This window comes from Mesorhizobium sp. M4A.F.Ca.ET.020.02.1.1 (genome assembly GCF_004022645.1).
Taxonomy (GTDB): Bacteria; Pseudomonadota; Alphaproteobacteria; order Rhizobiales; family Rhizobiaceae; genus Mesorhizobium.
Genome location: NZ_RZOI01000399.1, coordinates 1 through 5,583 on the forward strand (window position 1 = coordinate 1; position 5,583 = coordinate 5,583).

Consider the following 5,583-nt stretch of genomic DNA (forward strand, 5'->3'; position numbering starts at 1 on the left):
CTGAGCGCACCCGATATTCACGTCCCTTTCAGTCCTGCCCTCGAGAAGGGCTTCTTCCCGACCAAGGACCATGTCATTGCCGCCGTACGGCGGTTGCTCTAACATTCTCAAAGATTCCAGCAGAGTGGAAGCATAGTGCGAGTGGCGGATGCAGGCAATCAGGATGAGTTTCCGCAGATCCCGGTTTGCCGAAGGCGCCCAGGGGTACGCGTCAATGCTCACAATCATCAGCAGAGTAAAGGCGATGTCCATACCAAGTTCATCCAGTTGCGGAGGAACAGTTTAGTCGCCCACCGCGATCACCGTGATGACGATCCGACACCCCGCCGCAACAGCGATTAAGCTGCGCATCCACCTTTCGGTGACGAGGCCAAGCAGATCGCGGAGTTGCTGTTCCGATAGAGTGGCTTCATAGCAGGGGGAGGGTTGCATGGGGAATCGGCTTTCAGGCAAAGTCGCCATCGTAACCGGAGGCAACCGAGGCATAGGGCGGGCGATTGCCGAGCGGCTTGCTGAGGAGGAGGCAATTGTTGTCGTCGGCGACTTGATTGGCGAGCACTCGCCGCCCGCCAGCAGCCACCAGAGGCTCGCTTTCCTACCTCTTGATGTCACGAAGGAGGCTTCGGTTCGTGCATTCGTTGATGAGGTTGTTCAGAATTTTGGCAGGATTGATATCCTGGTCAAAAATGCTCGATCCCGACCCTCACACGACGCCAAGATCGTATCCGTATGCGCGCGGCATGAGCGTGCGCGGGATACTTGGCCCCCAATTTGGCCTCGAAGTCCTCGAGGCATGGCTCCGCTCCGGGGCTGGGCGCCGCGCGGCCAGCGCCTAAAAGGTGCCGCATCGGCGCCGGAAGACCATGACCTTCGCCAGACATAGCCGAAGGGCACGGAGATGCGCAGTTCCCCGCGCTGTGCCTTGGCGGGGGCGGCCTCGTACATGCGGGCACGCAGCACGCCGAGCTCGAACTTGCTGATGCTGCCCTTCATACCGAGCAGCAGGCGGTCGTTCGGAAATCCCGGATCATAGACTCTGTCCAGATCGATCACGCGGGCATCGACTTCGCCGCACAACTCGAGCAGCCGATGCCAGTCCGGCCCGTTGCGCGACAGGCGGGACGCCTCCAGGTAAAGCACGGCGCCCACATGGCCGGTGCACAGATCGTCGACCAGGCGCTCGAAACCGGTGCGCTCGACAGCCCCGCTTGCGGTTCGTACCAGATCCTCGTCGATCACCTCTACCTTGCGGAATCCCCAGCGCCGCGCGACGTCGACAAGCTCATATTGCCGACGCTGGCTCTCAAGGTTGAGCTGGACCTGCGCCTGAGTGGACTGACGCACATAGACGACGGCCTTGCGCTTGAGGACGGCAGTCGGAATCAGATTACCGCTCGTCATCGCAGCTCTCCTCCTCCGTTGCCACGCCGGCGGCGGCCATCAGTACGTTGGCGAGCCGGGCGATCACTATCGTCCGTTGCGCTGAACTCAGCCCGTTCAGCTTCTGCGAGTCGAGCGGCAAGCTGAGTTGGCGAACGACCACGAGAGATCGTGTCGGGGGTGGCAGAGTTCTCATGTTGCGCCTCCGCGATGGTGAAACTATCCGGAGAGCCTCGCCGGAAACGGCGTTCGATCAAGAGCTTGTGAAGCTCAAGCAGCGCAGCAAGCGATACGCGCGGGGAGCCCAGGTCCATCGCCGCGCAAGCCACGGGATCGATCATCCAGGCGGGAGCGGTAATGACATGCCCGGGCGCAACGACGAGATGAATGATCCGGCCGTTGGCGCGCTCTTCGCTGTTCTCGTAGCGAAGCCGACGTCCGAAATACGGGTGCCAAGGATAATGGACTTCGACCTCCTGCCCAACATGGGCAGAATGACCCCGTGATGGCTCTCGGAAGAAAGTCCTGGCTGTTCTGCGGTTCCGATCGCGGCGGACAGCGCGCGGCCATTCTCTACAGCCTGATCGTCAGCGCCAAGATGAACGATATCGACCCGCAGGCCTGGCTCGCCGACGTCCTCGCCCGACCGCCCGCCTATCCGGCCCATCGGATCGATGATTTGCTGCCGTGGAATTGGAGATCCGCAAAATTGCGGACCCAACCAGCGGCGGCCTGATCATGCAGCGCAATAAGGTGCATCACGTCTACACCGTCGAACGTGTCGCCAGGGACCTCGGCGTCAGCGAAGCGCTCATCCACGACCTGACCCTCGGTCTCGAGTCCGAGGACGGCGTCATCTGGGTGTACGGCGCCAAGGATGACGACGGGATCTTGGCCTTCACCGATGAAGGCTTCGAGGAGATCAAACTCCTCCTCGAAGAATATCATCGCGTCTCCCCATCGAAAGCTTGACCCCAGCGCTCCGGTGCTCAGGTTCTCATGGCCACCAGATACGCACGTCTGCGGTCTTCACCGGGCTTCACCGGATGCGTGCACCGCACGACCAAGGCGAGGCATCTGATGTGATCGACGAGAGCCTTTTTGATAAATCTGCGCTATTTGCGCGGCGACAAACAAGGTGAGACTCAGCGTCAATCAGGATGAGACTCTGCGGTGGGGGTGTGACGTAGGGGAGGGCATAGCCCGACCGGAGTTGCACCCCCACCGCGGCGCAAATTTTCGGCGTCTGTGATCGCGGTCGGCCCGGTAGGTGGTGATTTTCTGGATGGAGAATCACCTTTGTGCCGGGTCGCCAGCTAACCGATCATCAGACGAAGCTATTTATGAAGTACCGACGAAATCACTCAATCGAAGTCGCCGCCGCGAAGGCGTCGATCAGCCGGGCGACAGCCTACCGCATCGAGCACGATCCCCGACTTTCCTCGCAGAAGAAGCAGCCCCGTGAGCGCCGTCGCCCCGATCCGCTCGAGCATATCTTTGACGCCGAAGTCGTTCCGCTTCTCGAGGCTACTCCCGGGATCCGGGCGGTCGCGGTATGACGAGATGCTGCGGCGGCATCCGGAGTTGTCCGAAGGCATTCGCCGCACGCTTGAGCGGCGCATCCGAGCATGGCGAGCCGTTCACGGTCAGGAACAGGAGGTGATCTTCGGCCAGACCCATGAACCCGGCCGGCTGGGGCTTTCGGATTTTACCGACATGAGCAAGCTCGGCGTGACGATCGCCGGTCAGCCGCTCGATCATCTGCTCTATCACTTCCGGCTCGTCTGGTCGGGCTTCGAGCACACCCATGTCATCCTTGGCGGCGAGAGCTTCGTCGCTCTGGCGGAAGGCCTGCAGAACGCGCTGTGGTCGGTCGGCGGCGCGCCGCTCTATCATCGCAGCGACAGCCTGTCGGCGGCCTTCCGCAGCCTCGATGCGGATGCCAAGGCCGATCTCACGCATCGCTATGAGGAACTGTGCGCCCATTACCGGGTGACCCCGACCCGCAACAACAAGGGCGTTGCGCATGAGAACGGCTCGATCGAAAGCTCCCATGGCCATCTCAAGAACGTCGTCCGCGACGCTCTGCTGATGCTAGGCGCCAGGGACTTCGACGATCTCGGCACCTATCGCGCCTTCATCGATGAGATCGTCAGCCGCCGCAATGCCGCACTCGGCAAGCGCATCGACGCCGAGCGCCCTCATTTGCAGGAGCTTCCCGAACGCCGCACTACGGACTTCGAGGAGGTGGCTGTCACCGTGTCGCGCACCGGCGGCTTCACCTTGCGCAAGCTCTTCTACACCGTGCCATCCCGCTTGATTGGCCACAAACTGCGCGTGCGTCTCTTCAACGATCGTCTCGAGGTCTTCATCGGCGGGACGCATCTGATGACCTTGCCTCGTGGGCGCAGCCATGCCGATGGACGGCACGATCAGGTCGTCAATTATCGGCACTCATTAATTCCCTGCGCAAGAAGCCGATGGCGCTCCTCAATCTCGTCTACCGGGACAAGCTCTTCCCGCGGCAGGAATATCGCAGGGCCTTCGACATGCTCATCGACAAACTGCCCGACAGACAGGCCTGCAAGATCACGGTCGAAATGCTGGCGCTGGCTCAGGATCGCCGCTGCGAGCGTGAACTGGCCGAGGAACTCGGCAGAACGCTCGATGCCGGTGAACTGCCTGACCTGACCGCCTTGCGTGCGCTCTTCGGTCCAGACCCAGCATGCCTGCCGACCATCAACGTGCATCTGGCATCCCTCAGTGGCTATGAGGCCCTGATCGGTGCGGCCTATACGGGAGAGGTCGCATGAAGAAGAGCACTCATGGCATCGACGAAGCCCGGCTCGGCATTATGCTCAATGAGCTCCGGCTACCGACGATCAAGACACTCTGGCCGCAATTTGCCGAGCAGGCCGATCGGGAGGGATGGCCCGCCGCCCGCTTCCTCAGGCCATCGCCGAGCATGAGCTGGCCGAGCGCGACCACCGCAGGATCGAAAGGCATCTTGCCGAGGCCCATCTGCCGCCTGGAAAGACCCTCAACAGCTTCATCTTCGACGCCGTGCCGATGGTCTCCAAGGCCCAGGTCATGGCGATCGCCGCCGGTTGGCTCGCCAAGGTGGCCAATATCGCCGCCCAGCGGCGGCAAGAGCCATCTCGCCGCAGCCATCGGCCTCGCACTGATCGAGAACGGCTGGCGGGTGCTGTTCACCCGCCGATCTCGTCCAGAAGCTGCAGGTCGCCCGCCGCGAACTCCAGCTCGAAACCGCCATCGACAAGCTCGACAAGTTCGATCTGCTCATCCTCGACGATCTGGCCTACGTCACCAAGGACCAGGCCGAAACCAGCGTGCTCTTCGAACTCATCACCGCACGCTATGAGCGACGATCCATTATCATCACCGCGAACCAGCCCTTCGGTGAATGAAACGGGGTCTTTCCAGATCCTGCCCTGACGCTCGCCGCGGTGGACCGCCTCGTTCATCACGCAACGATCTTCGAGATGAAAGTCGAGAGCTACAGAAGACGGTCCGCGCTTCAGGAAAACGCCAAAGAGGACGACCGGCTCCCTTCGCGACAATCCAAAACACACCCCAGTTTGTCGCGCAGCGGCAATCAGAAAACGATGAAAACCTTGCCAGCGACAATCAACATGGTAACGTCCTTATGACCGCGACATCCAGATTGTCGCTACCGTCTCATCCAGATTGTCGCGCCAACTTCGGTCGCACGCTCAAGACCCTCAAAGGCCTCACACCCTATGAGTTCATCTGCAAGGTTTGGGCCGCACAGCCCGAACGCTTCAAGCTCAATCCGCTCCAGCAAATCTGGGACCAAACATCTAGCCCAGGAGACGCTCTTCGAAAGGATAGGTTGACAGCAATTCGAACCCATCGCGAGTTACAAGCACCTGTTCCTCAAGCTTAACCCCGTCACGTTCCCCGACAGCGCCAATGTAAGATTCAACACAAACGACCATTCCGGCCTCAAGCGTGGCATCATACGCGATCGGACCTCTGAAGATTGGTTTAACCTGCGGGTATTCATCGCACATTCCTACGCCGTGAATTACGCAGGTGTATGCCTGCTCGTGGAACTCCTCGGGTACCGGCCAGGCCTCGGCCTGCAGGTCCTTCATGCTGAGCCCAGCGCGGATAAGCTTCATGTTGGTGTGCAACTCATCGTAGGCGTATCGGTAGAGC

General features: G+C 60.8%; 5 protein-coding genes and 5 pseudogenes. 6 read left to right on the forward strand and 4 right to left on the reverse strand.

Going from position 1 to position 5,583, the window contains the following annotated elements:
* The 3 genes and pseudogenes from EN742_RS38760 to EN742_RS22235 all read right to left on the reverse strand — a co-directional run.
* Nucleotides 1-252 (reverse strand): hypothetical protein (locus EN742_RS38760; RefSeq protein ID WP_210214474.1); only part of this gene is annotated, 252 nt, incomplete at its 3' end.
* A 621-nt stretch (nucleotides 253-873) separates the two neighbouring features.
* Nucleotides 874-1,401 (reverse strand): annotated as a pseudogene (locus EN742_RS22230) (recombinase family protein); the annotation flags it as partial.
* The gene (locus tag EN742_RS22235) at nucleotides 1,388-1,576 is read right to left on the reverse strand and encodes a hypothetical protein (RefSeq protein ID WP_128178386.1); all 189 of its coding nucleotides are present in this window, start codon (nucleotides 1,574-1,576) and stop codon (nucleotides 1,388-1,390) included. The pseudogene EN742_RS22230 and the gene EN742_RS22235, both read right to left, overlap by 14 nt.
* On the opposite strand from EN742_RS22235, the gene EN742_RS38220 reads away from it, so the two are divergent.
* The 6 genes and pseudogenes from EN742_RS38220 to EN742_RS39520 all read left to right on the forward strand — a co-directional run.
* Complete coding sequence (locus EN742_RS38220) at nucleotides 1,575-1,886, forward strand: hypothetical protein (protein ID WP_128333276.1); 312 nt, start codon at nucleotides 1,575-1,577, stop codon at nucleotides 1,884-1,886. The genes EN742_RS22235 and EN742_RS38220 overlap by 2 nt on opposite strands.
* Nucleotides 1,886-2,116 (forward strand): annotated as a pseudogene (locus EN742_RS22245) (transposase domain-containing protein); the annotation flags it as partial. The gene EN742_RS38220 and the pseudogene EN742_RS22245, both read left to right, overlap by 1 nt.
* On the forward strand, nucleotides 2,068-2,352 hold the full coding sequence (locus EN742_RS22250) for a hypothetical protein (RefSeq protein ID WP_245492378.1): 285 nt from the start codon (nucleotides 2,068-2,070) through the stop codon (nucleotides 2,350-2,352). The pseudogene EN742_RS22245 and the gene EN742_RS22250, both read left to right, overlap by 49 nt.
* A gap of 371 nt (nucleotides 2,353-2,723) precedes the next feature.
* Nucleotides 2,724-4,193: pseudogene (gene istA / locus EN742_RS22255) on the forward strand (IS21 family transposase).
* Nucleotides 4,190-5,059: pseudogene (istB, locus tag EN742_RS22260) on the forward strand (IS21-like element helper ATPase IstB); the annotation flags it as partial. The pseudogenes istA and istB, both read left to right, overlap by 4 nt.
* A gap of 39 nt (nucleotides 5,060-5,098) precedes the next feature.
* Nucleotides 5,099-5,308 (forward strand): annotated as a pseudogene (locus tag EN742_RS39520) (hypothetical protein); the annotation flags it as partial.
* Here the strand turns inward: EN742_RS39520 and EN742_RS22270 are convergent.
* Nucleotides 5,223-5,583: M24 family metallopeptidase (locus tag EN742_RS22270; RefSeq protein WP_128333277.1), on the reverse strand; the 361-nt coding region annotated here is incomplete at its 5' end. The pseudogene EN742_RS39520 and the gene EN742_RS22270 overlap by 86 nt on opposite strands.